Annotated in this window: 5 protein-coding genes; all 5 read left to right on the top strand. The window is 29.3% G+C overall.

Features of this window, described 5'->3' with window-relative positions; genetic code table 11:
• Window positions 1-864: 864 nt before the first annotated feature.
• The 5 genes from J5G60_RS17380 (at window position 865) to J5G60_RS17360 (ending at window position 3190) form a co-directional block, all read left to right on the top strand.
• Window positions 865-1734, top strand: coding sequence for a radical SAM protein (locus tag J5G60_RS17380; RefSeq protein WP_150358997.1), 870 nt, complete (start codon window positions 865-867; stop codon window positions 1732-1734).
• Between the two features lie 137 nt (window positions 1735-1871).
• A complete protein-coding gene (gene hepT, locus J5G60_RS17375) occupies window positions 1872-2300 on the top strand; it encodes a type VII toxin-antitoxin system HepT family RNase toxin (RefSeq protein WP_150358998.1) in 429 nt (142 codons plus the stop codon).
• A gap of 40 nt (window positions 2301-2340) precedes the next feature.
• On the top strand, window positions 2341-2739 hold the full coding sequence (mntA, locus tag J5G60_RS17370; protein ID WP_150358999.1) for a type VII toxin-antitoxin system MntA family adenylyltransferase antitoxin: 399 nt from the start codon (window positions 2341-2343) through the stop codon (window positions 2737-2739).
• Window positions 2740-2869: 130 nt separating this feature from the next.
• The gene (locus J5G60_RS17365) at window positions 2870-3025 is read left to right on the top strand and encodes a hypothetical protein (RefSeq protein WP_190972278.1); all 156 of its coding nucleotides are present in this window, start codon (window positions 2870-2872) and stop codon (window positions 3023-3025) included.
• A gap of 21 nt (window positions 3026-3046) precedes the next feature.
• The gene (locus J5G60_RS17360; RefSeq protein WP_190972279.1) at window positions 3047-3190 is read left to right on the top strand and encodes a hypothetical protein; all 144 of its coding nucleotides are present in this window, start codon (window positions 3047-3049) and stop codon (window positions 3188-3190) included.
• Window positions 3191-3448: the final 258 nt, after the last annotated feature.

The following is a 3448-nucleotide window of genomic DNA, read 5'->3' as shown; positions in this document are numbered from 1 at the left end:
TATTGTAATAAGTATCAAAAATGCATTTTTAAAATACAAGGGACAGTTTCCGCCCATAATAAAAAAGGAAGAGTATTTATATTGAGGGAAAATCTGCGCCATATAAATTTTTACTGTGACAATTTTTATGTTTAACTTTTAGTACAATGTGTTATAATATATGTAAGAAGCCGTTACGGTTTTTAGTTGATTGTATCTTTAGTATTTAATTAAGATGTGCTTTGCGAGAGCTCATCTTAATTTTTTGGAATCTGAATTTTTATCATTGTTTATATTGATAAAAAATTCTTTATTACTGTTTTTAGAGCTATTCTTATATTTGAGAATAGCTTTTTCTTTTGAGTGTGCGAGTACAGCAAAAATTCCGAATATCACAATACTATGCCAGTAATTAAAACTTCAGCATTCATTTACGTCACCCCCTCTGATGTCAGATTAACCGCAACGACTTCATGGGAGAGATAAAATCCGGGGGATGACTAACTAAAAATACTTTATTCTCCTGCTAATTATTATAACATAAATATATATTGATAAATTGGATTTTCATAACATATGTACATTCTATGACAAATAGAAAACTATTGGATTAGATGAAATTGGAGATTAATAATTGCTGGATTCAGTTTTGAGCTTTCCATTTCAGTCTTTTGGAAAATGAAACTTGTATCTGCACTGAATTTTTTAAACCATTTAATGATAAATGATAGTGGATGCTTTTATTTTTATGAATTTACTCAAGCCATTGAAAATACTGAGCTTATAGCTTGATATTTTTAATTTTTTCGAAGTACTGAAAAATATAATTCTGAGTGTTACAATATAACTGATAACTTAAGATTTTATAGGCAGGAGGGAGCTACCGTGGAATATGAAGGTATTGTATATAGACCTCCTAGTGAGGTCGGAAGTTTTATAATTCAAGTTACTGTAGGTTGTGCACACAATAAGTGTACTTTTTGTAATATGTACAAAGGAAAAAAGTTCAGAATAAGGAATGTGAAGGAAATATACAGGGATTTGGAAGAAGCAAGAGAAATATACGGACATGTAGATAGAATATTTTTGGCTGATGGAGATGCACTTGTACTTCCAATGAAAAATTTAAGAGATATATTGCTTAAGATAAAATTGCTTTTCCCGGAATGTAATAGGGTTTCATCCTATGCTACTCCAGGGGATATATTGGCAAAATCCCAGGGTGAAATGACGGAGTTAAAAGATTTGAGACTTAAAATGATATATATGGGTGTAGAAAGCGGAAGTGATGAGATATTAAGGAAAATAAAAAAGGGAGTTGATTCCAGACAGGTAATAGAGGCAGGCAAAAAAATTAAAAACAGCGGCATAAAACTTTCAGCTACATTTATTTCCGGGATAGGTGGAAAGAAGTATTGGAGAGAAAACGCAGTGGAATCGGCAAGAGTTATAAATTCCATGCATCCTGACTATGTGGGGCTGTTGACTCTTATGGTTGAGGATGACACAGAACTGTGCAGAGACGTGAGTAGTGGTAAATTTCAGCTTTTAAATCCCCGAGAGGTTATGCTTGAAACCAGAGAACTTATTAAAGACATTGATATAAGCAATTGTGTCTTTAGAAGCAACCATGCTTCCAATTATGTGGCTCTTGGGGGAACTCTTTCTCAAGACAAACAAAAATTGATTGATGAAATTGACGGAGTTTTAAAAGGAGAGAAGGGATATAAACCTGAAGAATTCAGGCTGCTGTGATTATGAATTTATTTTTTTCTACAGATATTTTTTATAGATATATAGCTGTATTTGATAAGTTTTTATATGGTATAATATAGTTAAAAATATTCTGATTTGTATAATTGTTCAATTGAGATGAATTAAGGGGATAATTTATGATTAATAATATCGATTTACCTAAAGTAAAACAAAGGATAATGTTTATGCAGGATAACCTGGAAAAATTAAATAGACTGCGAAAAATTGATAGAGATATATTTGTAAAAGATTTCAGGAATGTAGATAGTGCCAAATATTTATTACAGGTGACAATTGAGGCAATGATTGATATAAGTAATCATATAATAGCTAGAAACAGGTGGGGAAGGCCGGAAACTAATAAGGAAAGTTTTAAAATACTTGCAGAGCGTGGCATTATTGAAAGAAAATATATAAATACCTATTTTGCTATGGCAAAGTTTAGGAATAGAATTGTTCATATGTATTTTGATATTAACAATGGGATGATCTATGAGATAATTCAAAATAATTTAAGGGATCTTGAAGCTTTTATTAAAACGATAGTTAAAAATATTAGCCTTTAATTGAATTCAGAAAAATATATTGAAAATTGGAGGTGTTAATTTGCTGAATATAGAAGACAAAATAGAAAACTTAAAAAAGTATTTTATTAAGGAGCCTGATATTTTAGGAGTATGGATAGTAGGCTCTTACGGAACTGAATATCAAAGAGAAGATAGTGATATTGATTTTGCTATACTTTTTGATAAAGATATAGACGATATGGAGGAAATGAAATTTGCCTGTGATATTACAGATATACTTAAAGTAGAGAATATTGATACTATAAATTTGAAGAAAGCACCAATCACTCTTCAATTCAAGACTATAAAAGAAGGAAGAAATTTATATGAGGCAGATTATATTAAAGTGTGTGATTATATAGAATATCTAATAAATAATTATGGAGATAAAAAATATTATTTAGATAAATTTGAGAGGGATTATTTTGCTGCTTTATAGAAAGGTGGGGTAGCTAATGAATAGAAATTTTTTGATTGAACAGTGTAGAAGACTTGAAATTATATAAATATATAATGATATGGTTAGTCCTAAAGTGAAATTCAATTAGTCTCTATATGGAGGGATTATTATGAGAAGATCATTGAATCTTAGTAAACTAAAAGACAGACCTCGAACTACAATTACCTCTAGAGAGGCTTTGAAAGACGTTGTTCCTTTTAAATGGAGTAAAAATGTATTAGAAGATAAAAAGAAAATAACTGTTAGTGGAAAAAGCAACTATTGAAAAGTAAAGTGGTGAATCTAAGTGTGTAAAGTAGGAGATATAATTCTTATCAGAAATTATCAAAGTGAAGGAGTAAAATTAGGACAGAATTTGTTTATTGTCATAAATGATAAGCATGGAGGAATTAAAGAATTGAGTTTGGAAGATATAGCAGATAATTTATAAAATAGGTAAAAGCTATATATTAAAATATGATTTTTCTTATAAAGTCAATTTTATTTTTGAAATTGACTTTATTTTGTGAAAAAGTACAAATAAAGTAAAAAAGTATTGCATTTATATGAATTAAGTGTTAACATTTACATATAAAATAAGAATTTTAGAATACCTAGAAGGAATTGCAATTTGTATGTTTAATATGTATGTGTTTTAGAATACCTAGTAGATGTCTCTTATAAACATCTACGAGAACACTAGACAGTA

Source organism: Clostridium sp. HV4-5-A1G, assembly GCF_900184915.1.
GTDB lineage: Bacteria > Bacillota > Clostridia > Clostridiales > Clostridiaceae > Clostridium_B > Clostridium_B aromativorans.
Note: the sequence above shows the minus strand (reverse complement) of the source record. Positions and strands in the feature narration are given on the sequence as shown.